Source organism: Vibrio sp. 10N.261.51.F12 (genome assembly GCF_041471725.1).
Taxonomy (GTDB): Bacteria; Pseudomonadota; Gammaproteobacteria; order Enterobacterales; family Vibrionaceae; genus Vibrio.
This window is the reverse complement of the sequence record NZ_JBFROV010000012.1, coordinates 26,242-42,942: the sequence shown is the minus strand read 5'-3', so window position 1 is coordinate 42,942 and position 16,701 is coordinate 26,242. Positions and strand designations below refer to the sequence as shown.

Here is a 16,701-nt window from a genome sequence, read left to right as displayed (position 1 = left end):
TCTGACATGGAAGATGCGTCAACGCAGTTTAACGTAAAAGTCGTCAAATATTTTGTGGTTGCCTCTGTGGTATGGGCAATTGTTGGCATGTTTATTGGGGTAGTGCTTGCTGCTCAATTATACTGGCCGGTGTTGAATTTCGACTCTGAATACATTCAGTTTGGCCGCTTGCGCCCATTGCACACTTCAGGTGTGATTTATGGTTTTGTCGTCAATATTCTTATGGGTACCTCACTCTATATCGCCCAACGAACTGGGCAATGTGGTCTATACAATAAAAGTTTGGCTTGGATGGTATTTTGGGGCTGGCAGTTAGTTCTGTTGTTGGCGGTGTTGACGCTGCCGATGGGTTACACCACTTCAAAAGAATACGCTGAATTAGAGTGGCCAATTGATTTATTGATAGTGTTGGTTTGGGTGCTGTACGCGGTGTTATTTTTTGGCACAATCGGGCAAAGAAAAGTGCAACACATCTTCGTAGCAAACTGGTTTTTTGCTGCCTTCATTATTGTCGTAGCGATGATTTTTGTTGTTAATAACTTGGCTATGCCCGCTTCATTTATGAAGTCTTATTCGGTGTTTGCGGGCGCTCAAGATGCCATTGTTCAATGGTGGTGGGGCCACAACGCCGTTGGGTTCTTGCTGACGGCGGGCGTGATTGGTATGAACTACTATTTCATACCGAAAATATCAGAAAGACCTATTTATTCTTATCGACTGTCTATCATCCACTTCTGGGGATTAGTAGGTTTCTACACCTGGGCTGGGACACATCATCTTATCTATTCTTCCGTACCCATCTGGGTTCAAAATATTGGTATCGTCATGTCATTGATTTTATGGCTGCCTTCTTGGGGGGGGGCATTCAACAGCGCCATGACATTGCTACAAAATAAGGAAAAGCTCAAAACTGACTACATCATGCTTTTCTTCTTTTCTGCCATTCTTTACTACTGTTTAGCGACATTTGAAGGGCCGTTGCTCGCCATTCGTTGGTTCAATATGGTCGCTCATAATACGGAATGGATCATTGGGCATGTTCATTCTGGCGCATTAGGTTGGGTTGGAATGTCGGGCATCGCTGTTTTCTATTACTTCATACCAAGACTGTGGGGGAAAGAAGCACTGTGGTCGAGGCGTTTGATCAAATGGCATTTCTGGCTCGCACATGCAGGGGTGGCGATTTATGCCATTGCATTGTGGGTAGCAGGTATTGGAGAAGGCTACATGTGGCTAGCACAAAGTGAGAATGGCGCGTTGCTGTACAGCTTTGTTGAGGCTATGGACTTCAAAGCACCATGGTTATTCTTACGCTTCTTCGGTGGGGCCTTGTTTGTACTCGGGTTATTGTTGATGGTATTTAACTTATATAAAACAGTCCGCTCTGCAGCGGTGCCTGTAGCAAAGGAGGCATAAGATGACGGCTGATTTTACTAAGTCTGTTGGCATTCTCATTGTGACCACTGTTGTGGTGGCCTCTTTCTCGCTGCTCGTTTGGGTTGTACCAAATATTGTGAGAGGACCGGAGATTGCAAAAGGTAGCATGGCATTACCATTAACGGCGATTCAAGTAGCAGGGCGAGATATTTACATTAGCGAAGGTTGTCATGTTTGCCACACGCAAATGGTTCGTCCTCTTGATCCTGAAACCAAGCGAAATGGTCGCGCTAACAAAGAATCTGATGATATCTACGAGTTCCCGAATCTTTGGGGTTCGAAGCGTACTGGACCAGATTTAACCAATATGGGTCGCAAATATTCTGACCAATGGCACACCATTCATTTGATCAATCCTCGTCAAGTGGTTCCTACCTCTATCATGCCGTCATATCCATGGCTGTTTGAACAGAAGTTGTCTGGTGATGATATTACCGGGAAGATGGAAACGCTTCGCACGCTGGGCGTTCCTTATACTGATGATGATATTGCCGATGCTCGATTGCAAGTTCGTGGCAAAACGAAGGGCGAAGCATTGATTCACTATCTGCAAAGCCTAGGCGTTGATACCTCAGAGGGGGCGTTGTGATGGACAGCAATGAAATGAGTGTATTTTGGAATCTTTGGGCCGTCATAGGAACCTGTGTATTCTTCGTGCTGATGGTTGTGGTCGTGATCAAATATTGGCGAAATAACCACAGTGCGAATGAAAACAAAACCATAGGTACCTTTGATGGTATTGACGAAAATGACGCCCCTCCGCCTAAGATTCTGTTTGTGTCTTACTTTATCGCGTTTTCAATTTCTGTTGGGTACCTAATCCTGTACCCAGGCATGGGGAACTGGCAAGGACTCGTCGATTGGAAACAAAGCGATGACAAACTCAGTAGTGTGAGCACCAATCTTGATGAACAAATGGCGCAAATACCGGAGAAAAAATTAACGGAATTAGCACTAAACGATATGGTGGTTGATTCGGGGCGAATTTTATTCCAAACGCATTGTGCAGCCTGCCACCGCAACAATGCGCAAGGGGCGAAGCACTTCCCTAACTTGATTGACAATGAATGGTTATATGGCGGCGATGATGAAGCCATTATTCATTCTATTACACAAGGACGAAACGGGGCGATGCCGGGTTGGGTCGATGCAATCAAACCCGATGATATTGCCAAAATGTCTTATTACTTGGCGTCATTGAATCAAAGGCATACAGACGTTCCTGCAGTAAAAGTGACATTAGGCAAAGAACTGTTTATTCAATACTGTTCATCGTGTCATGGTGACGGTTCCGTTGCCAATGCACAGCTTGGCGTCCCTGATCTTTCCGACAGTATCTGGCTTCACGGTGGCAGCATAGAGGAGATTCAGCACACGATTAGAAATGGACTTAATAACGTGATGCCGGCATTTGGACAACAGCTCACATCGAATGAAATATTGGCTCTTGGTGCTTACATGACCAAGTCTAGATTGGACGAAGACGAGAAACTCGCGAGGTTGGATCCTGCGGCAGTCGAGCGAGGCGAATATCTTGCTTACGCGGGTGATTGTGTTGCCTGCCACAGTGCAGAAGGAGGAGAACCTTTTGCTGGTGGCCTGCCATTCGTTACCCCATTTGGTACAATTTATTCAACGAACATTACCCCACATACAACGGAAGGGATTGGTCTCTATTCATTTGAAGATTTTGAAGCGGCGTTAGTGGATGGTAAAGGACAGCACGGTTATTTGTATCCGGCTATGCCGTATACTTCTTATCAGTATGTTAATGATCAAGACATGCATGATTTATGGGAGTACATGCAATCAATCGACGCGGTCTCGAGGCAAAACGATCAAAACCAGATGATGTTCCCTTCGAACATTCGACTGGGATTATTGGGTTGGAACATAGTCTTTATGGACACTGCCGAGTTGGATTACACACCTCCTGCTGAGCTCGAAAGCAACATCGACGATATTGATAAATGGAAAAAGGGAAAGTACTGGGTAGCAGGATTGGGACATTGTTCTGAATGTCACACGCCGAGAAATATCGCACAGGCACTCGATACGGATAGGATTTTTCAAGGTAACCTAATTGATGGCTGGAATGCCCCCAACATCAGTGCTAATGAATTATTCGTTGATGGTTGGGATGAATCAACACTATCTGATTTTTTACATACAGGACATTCTGATAAGGGGTCAGCTTTCGCTGGGATGGCTGACGTTGTGAAAAATAGCTTGAGTTTGATGACGCGAGAAGACATTGAGTCAATGTCTTATTATTTGTTGATGGGAGACAAAAATAATGTCATCAAAAGTGGGTCGGTTACCTTGAAGCCTACTGGTTTTACGGAAGCCGCGTACGCCGATGAGATCTACGCTACTTACAATCAAACCTGTGGCGCTTGCCATGGCGAGGATGGTAAGGGACGCGATCCTATAGCACCTACATTGCTAAATAACGGCATTATTATGCATAGTGATCCATTCAATACAATCGCGGTAACCTTAAGAGGACTGCAGCCAACCTATTTAGATGAAGAAAGAAACTTTATGCCAATGGTGAGCTTTGATGATGTGTTATCGGATACAGCGTTATCAGAACTCATCTCATTTGTTCGCTTACATTTGGGGGCGCGCGAGTCAGCCGTTACTGCCGAACAGGTCAAGCAAGTGCGTGAGACCTTAGAGAAAGCGGGTTATACGGGGGGGTTACACACCACACCAGATATGTATGATGAGCGTGACCAGAACGTTAACGTCAACTAGTTAAGCAGGTGTCAAAACAAGTTGCGTACCATGGCTTGGTTTGTTGATTAACGGCGTAAAGAGCACGTATGCGACAATTTGCCCAATAAATTGTTCGCATTGCTTTGGAAATGATTGAGGATTCGGTACGATAGCCCGGATCCTCAATTATTAAAGGGCAGATTTAGGGCCCGTTTCGTGGTTTATCATGACTTACAGCAGTGCGCCTTCCTTAGAACTTAACGCCAAGTGGCAATCCTCCATCGAATCACTCAGCCAAGTGACTCAATCAAACGGGTTGCTTAAACAGGTAGAGCCCTCTAATAAATGTTTATGTGAATTTAAGTCATTTGTTCAAAATGAATCGTTTGAAGTCGCTTTGCCAGAAGCAATGTCATCATTTGCCTTCCCTCATCTTAATGCCGTGCCTGTTACAGCTGAACAAACATTCTTTTGTTTTGCGCCCATTTGGGGCGAGAATCAGAATTTGTTTGCAGTCCTTGTCATGTCCTCCCGATCAATATTTCGAGAGGATGATTTACGCTCTATAGAATCAACGGCAGGGCGAATTAGCTTTGATGTCTGTATGCAGCTAGGAAGCGCGCAGCAGTCGCAACCTGCTCAGGCCTTAGCGACCATTAAGGATAAGGTTGCAATCGAATCCGCACGAGCCCCGACGTTACAAGAGTTTATCGATGCGTTAGACGATCACACTTGGATTAAGAATGTCGATGGCCACTATGTCATGATTAATGACAGCGTAATGACGGCATGGAATTACACCAAGGCGCATGTCTATGGTAAAACCGATTTAGAGCTGTTTGATGAGAAACGTGCGCAAATGTATACCGCTGCGGACCAAACCGTTATTGATAAAAACGAACAAGTTGTGATTGAAGAGTGCCCTGTCTTAGACGAGAACCAAGAGAAGATCTGGCTAGAAACGATCAAGTCTCCAATCCGAAACGATTCAGGTGAACTGATTGGTGTATTGGGGATGACTCGCAACGTAACACGTCGAAAAGTCGTTGAGACCTGGTTGTCTGTGAGTGGGGAAATTTTTGATAATTTCCAAGAGGGCATGATGATTACGGACAGTACTGGCAATATTCTTGATGTGAATAGCGCGTTTGTTCGGATTACTGGCTATACATTATCCGACGTTCTCGGTAAAAACCCGCGCTTTCTTCAGTCTGGGCACCATAATCTTACTTTTTATCAAAACATGTGGCGTAATCTTGTCTCTTCGGGGCAGTGGAAAGGCGAGTTTATCAATCGTAAAAAGGATGGCTCTCTTTATCCGCAGATGACAACAATTAGTACTATTATGGATGAAGAAAATGCCTTAATGCACCATATTTGTGTTTTTGAGGATATATCTGCTCAAAAAGCAGATGAAGAAAACCTACGAAAAATGGCATTTTATGATCCGTTAACAAATCTTCCCAATCGCTCGCATATTGGAAGTTTGTTGGTGCAACATATTGAGACAGGTCATAAGCATCAAAAGCAATTTGCAACCTTGTTCCTAGACCTCGATCATTTTAAGCACATTAATGACAGTAAAGGGCACTTGTATGGTGACCGACTGTTAGAGCAGGTCGCCGACAGACTCAGTCAGGTGCTTGAGCATAAAGCCCATATTGGTCGAATAGGAGGGGATGAGTTCGTTATAGTCTTGTCTGACTTTGAATCTGAAGACGAGTTGCTAGACTATATTGATAGCATTATGGGCGTTTTCAATCCGCCATTTATGTTAGAAGCCGAGGATTCATTGCGGGTATCGGCCAGTATCGGTGTCGCGTTATATCCTAAAGACGGCACCAGCAGTGAGGTTTTATTAAAAAATGCAGATACAGCGATGTACTTGGCTAAAAAGAATGGCCGCAATGGATACGCATTTTATTCTCCTGATCTGACTTACCGCTCTGTATTGCATGTTCGGATCCAGTCTGCTTTACACGACGCATTAGAAAAAAACCAATTTTATTTGGCTTATCAACCTCAATACTCATTGGTTGATCATTCAGTCGTCGGTGTCGAAGCGTTATTACGCTGGCAGCATCCCGAGCTTGGCTTGATATCACCATTGAACTTTATTCCCATCGCCGAAAAAACGGGATTAATTCAAAAAATTGGCACTTGGGTATTACGTGAATCTTGTATACAAGGCACTCGCTGGCTAGCAGAAGGTAAAGAGTTTGGTCGAATAGCGGTTAATGTATCAGCGTTACAGTTGCAGAATTTAAGCTTCTTTTCAGTACTTAAACAGATCTTAAAAGAGACGGGATTTCCTCCTGAGCGATTAGATATTGAAATAACCGAGAGTTTTTTGTTGTTTGACCCTGAAAAAGCCATTGCTGCTCTAGAACAGTTGAGTTTACTGGGCATAGAGATTTCATTGGATGATTTTGGTACGGGGTATTCCTCATTGTCTTATTTGAAAGGATTGCCTATAAATAAACTCAAGATTGACCAATCTTTTGTTAAAGATGTCCCTGAAAATGGAGACAGCAACGCGATCGTGAACGCCATCATTGCGATGGGGCAGGCATTATCATTAAAGGTGGTGGCCGAGGGCGTAGAAAGCTGGCAACAAGCTGATTATTTAAATCAGCGCGGTTGTCAATATGGACAGGGGTATGTGTTTAGTCGGCCACAAAAACCCGAGGCACTATTTACCTAGCGCCAACGACTTTTGTGAGTGCTTGAGTGTTCTATCAAGCCAATAGATTGTCACAGGCGTCCTGTTTGAAAGCGTCTAACCAAAAAAGTAAGGATAAAATGACGCTCCTTTTAGTCACCAATATCACGTACTCTTCATCGGTGAAGGCACCTATGCCAACCCAACTATCTGAAATAACGCCCGAAAATTCTTCATTAGGTACCGTTTTGCTTTTTGTCTATTGCCATATTGAGTGAGTTTATGTTTGAGTGCTTGAAAGGCTTCTTCGATAGCAGCATTCGCGTCACGGTCAGTACGAATGATAAATATCGACTGATTATCAAGATGTACTGTTAACTCGACTTCGAAATCCTCGAACCCTGTGTGAAAAGCCACGTGACATTTTGATGACAATATGTCGGGATAGTGACGATTTAGTTGTGCATTTTCTGCCTGGATAATCGACTTACTCTCTAACGAAGTAGGGGTGTTTTGTGTCGTGATATACATAGGTACTCGTAACGTAATTTGATTTAATTGAGCGCATTAGTTACATGATAGGGAGGTTTGATTCCCTAAATCAGTTACAACGGCAATGTGGGGGGAATAATTTTCTTATCCCTTATTTCTTACTTGTTAAACCTGCGCTTATATCCAAAATGTCCTGTTCACTAAGGCTCCCAACCGCTTGTTTTAATTGTACTTGTGATAATATATATTGATAGCGAGCGTCGGCGAGGTTTCTATTGGCTTGGTACACGTTCTGCGTACTTTCTAATACATCAACAATGGTTCGAGTACCTACATTGAACCCTTCTTGAGTCGCGGTAAGCGCTGATTTTGCAGAAACGACAGATTGTGTATAAGCCGTAATGGAGCCTATTGATGAACGAATATTGTTGTTGAGCGCTCGAACCTCTTTTTGAACATCGCGAAAGTTTGATTCTAAATCTTGACTCGCGGCTACGTATTGATATTCAGCTTGCTTGGCTTCGGACGTGACTCTGCCGCCAGAGTAAACCGGTAAGTCAATGGATACGCCAAGATTGAATTGATTTTGGTCGTTATCGAGCGCTGCGCCAGTGATGGGGTTACTTGGTTCATTGTGGTTTTTCGAATAACGGTAGTCTGTTGTCAAGGCGATGGTCGGTAAGTGACCGGATTGCGCCAACGATATTTGTTCCTTTGCAATATCTTTTTCGATCCGACTCGCGAGAAGTCTAAGATTGTCATTTGAGGCTTTATAGACGAGTTCGTCAGCCGTTGTGACGGGTAATGCAGTAGAGAAGCGCTCTGTGTCGAGTGTTGAGAGATGAGAGGCCGGATGTCCTGTGATGGCTCGTAGTTCTTCGTACTCGTTCTCAACGGAGTTCTTGGCTTGGATTTCTTGGGCGATAACACTATCAAACTGAGCTCTTGCATCATGGACGTCGGTTATAGGCGCGACGCCAACACTAAAGCGTTGTTCGGTCTGTGCTAATTGCTTTGCGACGGCCTCTTTTTCCGCTTGTACAAACATCAGGTTATCTTCAGCTTTCAGCACGTCAAAGTATGCTTTGGTTACTTTATAGATGGTCGCTTGCTGAATAGCAGCATTGCGAGCATCAGACGCGCGGGCATTTTTTTCCGATATCGTTAATGCGATCCAGCTACTACGATCGTAGATGGATTGAGATAATCCGAGACTTACGTTGGATGAACTGCCATCCATGGTGTGTCGATCACTGTCTTGATACGCGTAACCTGCGGTTAAATCAATTTGCGGTAATAACAAGCTTCTACTCGAATTGATTGCTTCAAATGCGCTCTCTTTTTGCGCTGCCGCTTTGAGAAGCATAGGATCGTTGGTTTTAGCCAAATCGTAGATCTCAGTGAGCGAGTCTGCATCGGCAGTGTAGCTTATTGCCGTTAAAAATAATGGGGCGAATGTTAAGATATGCTTCATATAAATACCGTGTTGAGTCTACGTTTAGTGTTAAAATGTCATCGCTTTACACGATATTAATTACGCTGCAGCCGCCATTGGAATATGACCCAGCATGTTCTTCAGTTTTGCTAACGCCGCTACTTCAAGTTGACGAACACGCTCGGCAGATAAATTGTGTTTAGTTGCAAGATCTGACAGCGTTACTTTTTCACTGGTTAGCCAGCGGTGGAATACAACATCACGGCTTCTATCATCTAGTTTTGAAAGGGCGGTACGTAGTTCAGAGGAAACATGATTTCTCCAATTATCATTTTCATGACGAGTTGAAATATCATCGTCAAGCTCGTGAACATGGTTATCTTCTATATAACTTGAATTGTCATGATCTTCACCATATTGATAACCATCAAGCTGTTTATCTTTTCCAGATAATCGTCTGTCCATAATAAATACATCTTTAACACTAACATTGAGTTTTTTTGCAATATAATTAGCTTGTTCTTCACTGACCCAACTAGAGTCGGTTTTGTGTTTTTTTAAATTAAAAAACAACTTTCTTTGCTCTTTAGTAGTGGCAATTTTAACTAGACTCCAATTTCTAATAACAAATTCATGTATCTCGGATTTTATCCAATGGATAGCAAATGAAACTAATCTGATACCACGAGATGGATTAAATCGCTTTATAGCTTTTATTAGACCGATGTTACCTGCTTGAATAATATCGAGCATCTGCATGCCATACCCAGAAAAATTTTTTGCAATATGTGCAACGAATCGTAAGTGAGGTAATACTAATTCATTTACGGCATTGGTGTCATTATTATGAAATGCTTTGTAGGCTAACTCTTTCTCTTTTGATTCGGTAAGTATTGGGTACTTGCCTATTTTAACAAGGTAGAATGATAGGTTGTCTTTATTATTGTTTGTTAAGGCTGATGCTGACACTTTGTCTCCAAATTAATTTCGGTATGTATTAGGTGGTGAAAATTCTAAGACAAATGAAAGTGAGAAAAATAATGAATGCATTAGAATCTGATACTATAAATTTTATTGATTAAATTCAATGGGTTAGGTTTTGATTTATCTTTTTTTATACCGTCATTATGATGGGTTTTATCGGTTCATTAGATTCGTTTTAGGTGTGAGTTTATCTATTATTAAATTTTTATTTTGTGCTTATTTCATCGATTTAATCTTTGGTTATAGTTACTCCAACTTAAACAAAGGTAAGAATGATCATGAAAAAACGAACATTAGCGTTATTAATTTGTATTACTGCATCTTCACAAGTTTTGGCACAAAATTTAATTGTGGATACTAAAGGTTTAGATCAAGAGAAGTATAGTGCAGACATGTATCAATGTGAGCAACTAAGTGACCAAGTTCAAGAGCAAAATATAGAGGGCGCTGGAAGAACGACATTTAAACATGTAGGAAGAACAGCGGCGTTAGGTGCAGGTGCTGCGGCTATTGGTGGAGGGTCAGGAACAAAAGGAGCAGAAATAGGCGCAGGTATTGGTTTGGTTACCGGTGTATTGGGACATTCATCAGAAAAGCAGCAAGTACAGAACAACTATCAAAACCAAAAAGAGTTGGTAATGAGAAACTGTATGACAGAAAGAGGTTATACAATTCTAAATTAATTTAATCCGTAGACTTCTAGTTTAATTCTTTGGACTTCTTTATATAAAAATACACGTTACGTAACTATATCAGAGTAAATATAATGAAAAAATTAATGGTACCGTCTTTGCTTCTATGCTTAATCTCCTCAAGTGTTATTGCGGAGAATGCAGACAAAGTTAAAGAGGATAGCTATTCAGAGGCCAAACTTGAACTGAACGAAGCGAGACGAGAAGCAAGAAATGCCACTAAGACGGGGGATGTAATAGCAACGAAAGAACTCTCTAACAATCAAAAACTGGATAAAAAATGGCAACATGCGTTACCTTTTTATGCACAAAATGCTATTGATCTAGGCTTTGATTTACCGCTGCCTTTTTCGTTTTCAATTATTCCGACCTACACTCAACAAACGATTGGGTTTAACAATCTTGATGTGAAGGTTGGAGACAAATCACTTGGAGACAGTGTCAATCTCGGTCAGATAGACTTTGGTAACCCCGATGTTAAAACGGCCACGCTGCAGCTTAGGGCTGGCGCTTGGTTGTTTCCATTCATGCAAATTGGCGCTCATGCAGGTCGATTTCAAGGAAACACGGATTTAAATGTAAATATACCAGGCTCCGTCTTTCCTGGCAGTGTCTCAGACCATTTAGCGGGTTCTAACGTAACGTGTAATCGATTTAATGATATGTGTGGTGATAGGCTTTCAGAGGCTTTAGGCCAGATACCAACGTTGTCTTTTTCTCCTGAATATCAGGGGTGGAACTACGGGCTGAGTACTAACCTTGTTGCTGGATTTGGTGAATACTTTGCGGTTCTTCCGGTCAGTTATACTTGGTCTCACACAGACGACGGACGTACTTCCAGTCAAACATTGGCTGTTAGCCCTAGGATTGGACGCTCTTATCATATAGAAAATTGGGGGCTCATTAGCCCATATATCGGCGTGTCTTATTTACATACTACTGGTACCACGAGTGAAACGAATGCCCTGGGTATTGAGGGACTTGGCTATAGTATTGACCAACAAAACGAAAATGATTGGTCAGGCTTGAATTGGAACCTTGCGCGGCACTATGGAGTAGCGGCAGAAGCAAGTCTAGGGCAAGGAAGAAAGAGTGTGATGGCAATGCTGACTTATCGTTGGTAACTAAAATACCCAATAAAAAGAGCGTGGTTTAGATAATAAACCACGCTCTTTTTTTATATGACACTATTTTGAATAGTTCGCTCTTAACTTTTCCTTGATCTCAGAAAGGTCGCTGTTAAAAAAGAGAACTTCAGATAAATTGAGTATCAGAATATCAGAGGTTTCTAAAACAGCGTGGTAGTAGAACTCTTCGGCTGCATCACGGTTACCAGTTAATTCAGACGCTTTTGCATTGAGGATATAGAAAAAAACCGAACGCCTTTCATGAGGTATGGATTGCAATATTGATTTAGCTTCAAGTGGCTTGTCTTTAGACAAAGCCATCATGGCTTTTGCTTCTAATACCCTTGGTGTTACTTTCCCCATTGAGGCAAATTCGTCAAACTTAGCCATCGTACTTAGATTCAGCTGCGACATATCGTCAGTCATATTTTGTGTTGGATTCAGGTATAAATGGGAGACTTGAAACATGTAGTTGGTCGCGACTACGTAAGGATTGTTGGGCGACTCTTCTTGCGCCTTGTTTATCTGGTTAAGTGCTTTTATGTGGGTGTAATTGTGGTATGAGGCGCCTAATGATGTTAGTGCAGACGCGGTGGATACATTACTTTCAGGTAATTCATCAACTAAATTAGCGATCAGTGTCTTGTCAATTTCGATATTAAAGGAGTCCAATAAATCATCGAGCGACTTTTTCATTGCAGGTTTTAAGGATGAAGGTGTCAATCGGTAATTTCTATCGAGATGCTTGTGCCCCGAAATGCGGTTCACATATTCAATTTCTAGGTAATCTTGACCGTCTTTGGTGTGAGTGTTGAATCTGATTTCGTTTGCGGCAACAGAAGCTGCTGGCCCATTATAGATCAGTCGGAAGTCTTTATAGGTTTTTAAATATTCCAATAACTTTTTAGTAAAGCCGACTTTTAGGTCATCATTAAGGATATTTGAGTCCATGACGACATGAATATAACGAGGCTCTAACGAGATATAACTCTGAGTAGCTTCGGCTTCGACGACCTTCATTTTTTCTTGGTTGCTGCTAACGTGCATATAGCTATAAGCAACAGATACTCCTAAGATAATCAACGCAGGGACAACAAACCAACGCTTTTTGAACCTTGTTTTATCTGCAATTTTATCTGCAGTTTTAGATTCAGCGCTGCGGTGAACGGGGTCGCCAGTTTTTTTGACTACTTTTTGTATTGATGGCGATTTAGAAACATCTTGGTCTTTTGTTAAACTCGGTTCATCGCTTGTGGGCGTGGGATCCGTAATCGGTGTAGTGTGCTCTATTGGTGCTGTACTGACGGCTGCTGAGGTATTATGTAACGCTTCAGTTGGGTCAGTAATAGCGGAGCTCGGTAATTCCCCGTCCTCTATGACAGTGCGAGATTCATCCGATATGACCTCTAGCGTAGAGGACAAGGCTTCGACGATTTGCTGCACTTTCGCGTCGAGTTTATAGCCTCGTTTGGGAACCGTCACTATATAACCATAGGGATGATTACCATGCTGTTTAAGGATTTTTCTTAATTCAAAGATGGCTTGAGTGATGACTTGGTCTGTGAGGATGGAGCCATTCCAAACCTCATTAATCAGTTCATCACGGGAGAAGACGGTCTCTGGGTTATCACATAAAAAGTGAAAGAGCTTAGATAGCCGATTATCAATAATGATATCTTCGCCATGTAAAATGAATTTGTCTTCGTAAGGAACAAAAACCCACTCATCCATTTGGTACTTGATTTTTTGATTTTTCATAGGCCATTCATAACTTACTGTATCTAATAAAGAAGTATCGGATAGGATTATCAAAAATACAAAAAGAAAAGCCTCGATATTTTACATATCGAGGCTTAAGTCATGTTATGACGAATTAGCAGCTTTTATAAAGGTCGTAATAGCGCTTTAACATTGCGTTGATGGAGTCCGATATGATGGCATAGTCTGAATCCGGCAAGTTCGCTAGTGACACACGAAGTGACCAATCAGGAGCATCAAAACCGCCTCCAGGCATGACTACGATGCTGTTATCTTGAGCTAAACGTACCAGGAAATCTAACGGTTCGTATTTCTCTTCCATCCAATCGAAAAAGTTTTCGCCGTATACGGATGTCGCCATGTCTTGGATGTTGATTTCAACATAGTAAAAAGCGCCATTGGTGTTGTCTTCGGTGATCGTAGGCTCAGTAGGGCTGTTTTCCATTAAGTTACGATAGCGCTCACGTACAATCTTTTTAGCATTTTGTTGGTATTCTTTACCGCCTTTCAGCAATGCCAACAATGAAAATAGTGACATTTGAATTTGCTGTGGTGTTGAAAGCCCAGCAGTATGGTTCAAAGCAACCGCTCGGCTATCGGCGACAAGGCGGTCGATAAACTTGATGTTCGCTGGATCTAAGCTGATTCCACCGTAACGCTTGGTAAGATCGTTGCGTGTATCTTCAGGTAAATCGGCAATCATTTTATCCAGATGGCTGTCTTTATCGATGGCAATGACACCAAGTCGCCAACCTGTAGCACCAAAATACTTAGAATACGAATACACGAGAATCGTATTTTTCGGTGCTAGCATGGCAAGTGACGTAAAGTTATCGGTAAACGTACCATATACATCATCAGTTAGAATGATGAGGTCCGGTCTTTCATTTGCAATGTCAGCAATCTTTTGTAGCGTTTCATCGCTTAGCTTAACCGATGCAGGATTACTTGGGTTAACTAAGAAAAAAGCTTTGATTTTAGGGTCGCGCAGCTTCTCTAACTCGCTGTCTGGAATCTGCCAGAATGACTCTTCGGTCGCCATAATCTCGACTTTGTTTAGGCTATAGTCTTCTAGTTCAGGCATTTCTAGATAAGGTGTAAACACTGGCGCGCCAATAGCGATGTTGTCGCCTTTGTTGAGCAATCGGTTTGTCTTTAGCGTATTGAAGATGTAAACCATCGCCGCCGTGCCGCCTTCAACAGCAAATAAATCGAAGTTAGACTCTGGCAAATGAGCCTGATGTCCCATTTCTTGCTCAATGAATTTTTTCGCAATGAACTCTGAGTGTTTTAGCATACGGTCAGGAACAGGGTAGTTGTCGCCTAGAATACCTTCAACCCATTCATAGATTAGCTCGTCAGCATCGAGCCCTTGTTCAGTCGTTAAATAGCTGAATGAATCAAGTAGGAAGCGAACGCCTTCATTTTGCTCATTGTCTTCACAAAAACTTAGAAAGCGAGTTGAGATATAGTTTTTGTCGCTCATGCCACCAAAACCTGGGTATGTTGAAAACGTTGCCTTTGACTCTTGTAATGCGAACATACCCAGCTGGAAGAATGCTTCACGTGGTACGGTGGCAATCCAGTTTGGATTACCACGCCCCGCATTAATCATAGCGTTGCTATTATTATTTTGAGCAAGTTCAATTAGAGTGTTTTTAACTTCAAAAGGGCTCAATGTTTCTAGTTTCTTTTCTTCAGTACGGTTCATTTTTATTTCCAATTATTATCTTAAATATTCATTGATAGGGGTAAGGTGTTATTTTCTATGTTCGAAATGCAATCCTATTGATTACTTGTTTTATGATGTAATCGAGACGATTTATTATGACTGTTCTTTTTATCCTGGTGGTGCTTGTCATGATGACCATCTGAATGATGATTAATTAAATGTTTGTGACCTTCATTTTTTCCACCGTGTTTCTGGTGAGGATGAGATTTCACTTTATCTTCATATTCTAAGTGGTCTTTATTATGTTTGTGTTCGATGTCTTCTCCGTAAATGCGTGTCATTTTTTGTGATGTTGTATGTTTTGTATGTTGCATATATTGACCTGTTGTTCTTCTGATTGATGGTCACTACTTTACGTCTATTCAGAATATAAAACATGAAATTGGCATCATTTTTTATTGTTTATATTTGATTTATATTTACCTAACTTGTTGTTTTTTATGGTTTATATTTTGATTATCTCAAGTTATTTATTGATTATGCAACGATGATAATTAAATCTTAAAAAACGTTTAGATTATGTGTCATTCGCAACGTCCAACATTAAGAGAAAATCATGTCTAAGAAAGCAATATCAATAGTTACAGCAGCCGTGCTGTTAATACTACTATTCGTTTTTGGATTTAATAGCTTCAAGAACCATATGGTTGAGAAGAAAATAGGTGAGTATAAAAAGCCACCTGTTGCTATTACTACTATTACGGCAAAAAACGATAGTTGGGTTAAAACAGTTAAATCAGTAGGGCATGTAACGTCTAAGCAATCAACCGCAGTTACTAGCCAAATATCAGGGCAAGTTAAAGCAGTTAATTTTGTTTCTGGTCAGAAAGTCAATAAAGGCGAAGTGATTGTTGAATTAGATGATTCACTTCTACAAGCTAAATATAGTAGCCAGCTGGCTAAGAAAAAATTGGCAAAAATCGAGTTAGCCCGTCAAGCAAAATTGTTAAAAACTAATAGTACGGCGAAAAGTTCAGTGGATAAGGCTCAAGCTCAATATGATGCAGAATCAGCGAACCTTGCTTACATTAAATCTCAAATCAACTTTATGAGCATTAAAGCACCATTCTCTGGCGCATTAGGTATTCGAACTGTCGATTTAGGTGATTTCATTAACCCTGGTTCACTTATTGTTGAATTAGAAAGTATTAATGACAACTACATTGACTTGTCCGTATCGGAAGACGTTCAGCCACAAATCGCGGTTGGTCAACAAGTCGCGTTTCATAATGATGCATACCCAAACCAAACATTTACTGCGGTGGTGACTGCTATCCAGCCGTCATCAGATAGTCAGTCGCACAACGTTAGTGTAAGAGCAAAAGTGGAAGGCAATGGTAACCAACTTGTGAGTGGCATGTATATCAACGCAGAAATAACGTTAAGTAACGAGACGGCCGTCGTACCCGTGCCAAAAGTGGCGATCGCTTATTCCTTGTATGGTGACACCGTTTTTGTTGTAAAAACCGAGAAAGGCCAACAAGTAGTTGACCAAAAACTCGTAAAAATTGGTCCACAAAGGGATAACCAAGTCGGCATTCTTTCAGGGCTTGAACAAGGCGAAGTTGTCGTGACATCGAACCAGCAGCAGTTGAAAAAAGGCACATTAGTGAAGATTAATGACGCTGTTTCTTTCCCAGCAGTTAGCAAGTAATAGGTAG

13 protein-coding genes are annotated in these 16,701 nt (G+C 41.7%); 7 read left to right on the top strand and 6 right to left on the bottom strand.

Annotated elements, in window-relative coordinates:
- The first annotated feature begins 6 nt into the window (after window positions 1–6).
- The 4 genes from ccoN (at window position 7) to AB4405_RS06215 (ending at window position 6,862) form a co-directional block, all read left to right on the top strand.
- Window positions 7–1,416 carry a cytochrome-c oxidase, cbb3-type subunit I gene (gene ccoN / locus AB4405_RS06230; RefSeq protein ID WP_372060080.1) on the top strand — a complete coding sequence of 470 codons (1,410 nt, stop codon included), beginning with the start codon at window positions 7–9 and terminating at the stop codon, window positions 1,414–1,416.
- Window position 1,417: 1 nt separating this feature from the next.
- Entirely contained in the window at window positions 1,418–2,026 is a 609-nt protein-coding gene (locus AB4405_RS06225; RefSeq protein WP_372060079.1) for a cbb3-type cytochrome c oxidase subunit II, read from the top strand.
- A 14-nt stretch (window positions 2,027–2,040) separates the two neighbouring features.
- Complete coding sequence (locus tag AB4405_RS06220) at window positions 2,041–4,197, top strand: c-type cytochrome (RefSeq protein WP_372060201.1); 2,157 nt, start codon at window positions 2,041–2,043, stop codon at window positions 4,195–4,197.
- A gap of 187 nt (window positions 4,198–4,384) precedes the next feature.
- Window positions 4,385–6,862 carry an EAL domain-containing protein gene (locus AB4405_RS06215; protein WP_372060078.1) on the top strand — a complete coding sequence of 826 codons (2,478 nt, stop codon included), beginning with the start codon at window positions 4,385–4,387 and terminating at the stop codon, window positions 6,860–6,862.
- 150 nt (window positions 6,863–7,012) lie between these two features.
- On the opposite strand, the gene AB4405_RS06210 is transcribed toward AB4405_RS06215, so the two are convergent.
- From AB4405_RS06210 to rpoH, 3 genes are all read right to left on the bottom strand, one after another.
- Window positions 7,013–7,351 (bottom strand): HPF/RaiA family ribosome-associated protein, encoded by a 339-nt coding sequence (locus AB4405_RS06210; RefSeq protein ID WP_372060077.1) that lies wholly within the window; start codon window positions 7,349–7,351, stop codon window positions 7,013–7,015.
- Between the two features lie 112 nt (window positions 7,352–7,463).
- Window positions 7,464–8,786, bottom strand: coding sequence for an outer membrane channel protein TolC (gene tolC / locus AB4405_RS06205; RefSeq protein WP_372060076.1), 1,323 nt, complete (start codon window positions 8,784–8,786; stop codon window positions 7,464–7,466).
- Window positions 8,787–8,846: 60 nt separating this feature from the next.
- Entirely contained in the window at window positions 8,847–9,716 is an 870-nt protein-coding gene (gene rpoH / locus AB4405_RS06200) for an RNA polymerase sigma factor RpoH (protein ID WP_372060075.1), read from the bottom strand.
- A 293-nt stretch (window positions 9,717–10,009) separates the two neighbouring features.
- On the opposite strand from rpoH, the gene AB4405_RS06195 reads away from it, so the two are divergent.
- Window positions 10,010–10,414: a glycine zipper family protein gene (locus tag AB4405_RS06195; protein ID WP_372060074.1), complete on the top strand. Its 405-nt coding sequence runs from the start codon at window positions 10,010–10,012 to the stop codon at window positions 10,412–10,414.
- An 83-nt stretch (window positions 10,415–10,497) separates the two neighbouring features.
- The gene (locus AB4405_RS06190; protein ID WP_372060073.1) at window positions 10,498–11,547 is read left to right on the top strand and encodes a hypothetical protein; all 1,050 of its coding nucleotides are present in this window, start codon (window positions 10,498–10,500) and stop codon (window positions 11,545–11,547) included.
- 63 nt (window positions 11,548–11,610) lie between these two features.
- Here AB4405_RS06190 and AB4405_RS06185 read toward each other — a convergent pair whose 3' ends face one another.
- The 3 genes from AB4405_RS06185 to AB4405_RS06175 form a co-directional block, all read right to left on the bottom strand.
- Window positions 11,611–13,308, bottom strand: a complete 1,698-nt coding sequence (locus AB4405_RS06185) for a winged helix-turn-helix domain-containing protein (protein ID WP_372060072.1) — start codon at window positions 13,306–13,308, stop codon at window positions 11,611–11,613.
- Between the two features lie 115 nt (window positions 13,309–13,423).
- Window positions 13,424–15,019, bottom strand: a complete 1,596-nt coding sequence (locus tag AB4405_RS06180) for a bifunctional aspartate transaminase/aspartate 4-decarboxylase (protein WP_372060071.1) — start codon at window positions 15,017–15,019, stop codon at window positions 13,424–13,426.
- Between the two features lie 74 nt (window positions 15,020–15,093).
- Window positions 15,094–15,354: a hypothetical protein gene (locus AB4405_RS06175; protein WP_372060070.1), complete on the bottom strand. Its 261-nt coding sequence runs from the start codon at window positions 15,352–15,354 to the stop codon at window positions 15,094–15,096.
- 242 nt (window positions 15,355–15,596) lie between these two features.
- Between AB4405_RS06175 and AB4405_RS06170 the strand changes: the two genes are divergently transcribed.
- Window positions 15,597–16,694 carry an efflux RND transporter periplasmic adaptor subunit gene (locus tag AB4405_RS06170; RefSeq protein ID WP_372060069.1) on the top strand — a complete coding sequence of 366 codons (1,098 nt, stop codon included), beginning with the start codon at window positions 15,597–15,599 and terminating at the stop codon, window positions 16,692–16,694.
- Window positions 16,695–16,701: the final 7 nt, after the last annotated feature.

What these genes read in the sequence shown, in the direction of transcription:
- ccoN (WP_372060080.1), top strand. Translation starts at nt 7, where the DNA reads ATGGAAGATGCGTCAACGCAGTTTAACGTAAAAGTCGTCAAATATTTT.
- AB4405_RS06225 (WP_372060079.1), top strand. Translation starts at nt 1,418, where the DNA reads ATGACGGCTGATTTTACTAAGTCTGTTGGCATTCTCATTGTGACCACT.
- AB4405_RS06220 (WP_372060201.1), top strand. Translation starts at nt 2,041, where the DNA reads ATGAGTGTATTTTGGAATCTTTGGGCCGTCATAGGAACCTGTGTATTC.
- AB4405_RS06215 (WP_372060078.1), top strand. Translation starts at nt 4,385, where the DNA reads ATGACTTACAGCAGTGCGCCTTCCTTAGAACTTAACGCCAAGTGGCAA.
- AB4405_RS06210 (WP_372060077.1), bottom strand. Translation starts at nt 7,351, where the DNA reads ATGTATATCACGACACAAAACACCCCTACTTCGTTAGAGAGTAAGTCG.
- tolC (WP_372060076.1), bottom strand. Translation starts at nt 8,786, where the DNA reads ATGAAGCATATCTTAACATTCGCCCCATTATTTTTAACGGCAATAAGC.
- AB4405_RS06195 (WP_372060074.1), top strand. Translation starts at nt 10,010, where the DNA reads ATGAAAAAACGAACATTAGCGTTATTAATTTGTATTACTGCATCTTCA.
- AB4405_RS06190 (WP_372060073.1), top strand. Translation starts at nt 10,498, where the DNA reads ATGAAAAAATTAATGGTACCGTCTTTGCTTCTATGCTTAATCTCCTCA.
- AB4405_RS06185 (WP_372060072.1), bottom strand. Translation starts at nt 13,308, where the DNA reads ATGAAAAATCAAAAAATCAAGTACCAAATGGATGAGTGGGTTTTTGTT.
- AB4405_RS06180 (WP_372060071.1), bottom strand. Translation starts at nt 15,019, where the DNA reads ATGAACCGTACTGAAGAAAAGAAACTAGAAACATTGAGCCCTTTTGAA.
- AB4405_RS06175 (WP_372060070.1), bottom strand. Translation starts at nt 15,354, where the DNA reads ATGCAACATACAAAACATACAACATCACAAAAAATGACACGCATTTAC.
- AB4405_RS06170 (WP_372060069.1), top strand. Translation starts at nt 15,597, where the DNA reads ATGTCTAAGAAAGCAATATCAATAGTTACAGCAGCCGTGCTGTTAATA.